Raw genomic sequence first — 341 nt, 5'->3', positions numbered from 1 at the left:
AGCTTTCCCTTGAGGAACGACTGCTGGTACCACAGTTCGAACAGGCGGGTGGAGCGGTCGGCCTCGAACCCGCTGACCGGGTTGAAATTGGCCAGGTGATCCTGCGAAATGGAACGCCCGCGCGTCTGCAGCGCGCTGACATTGAACAGCCCGCCCTTCAGCCCGAACAGCTTTTCGGTATCGATGGTCAGTGTGGGCATGGTCACACCGTCATAGGCAGGGCCGGTGCCCGAACCGGCCGCGCCATCGCTGCCCGAAGCTGATCCGCCAGTGCCGTTGCCCCAGACTTCATCGACTTCCTGAATGTCGAAGCTGATGCCGTGTCTGTACAGCCACGGGCG

General features: G+C 62.5%; 1 protein-coding gene. It reads right to left on the bottom strand.

Annotation, left to right across the window (positions count from 1 at the left end; genetic code table 11):
* A partial coding sequence (locus B7449_RS17520) for a carbohydrate porin (RefSeq protein ID WP_048883945.1) occupies window positions 1-341 on the bottom strand: 341 nt, incomplete at both ends.

Source organism: Komagataeibacter intermedius TF2 (assembly GCF_000964425.1).
Classification (GTDB): Bacteria; Pseudomonadota; Alphaproteobacteria; order Acetobacterales; family Acetobacteraceae; genus Komagataeibacter; species Komagataeibacter intermedius.
This window is presented reverse-complemented; position numbering and strand designations above follow the sequence as displayed.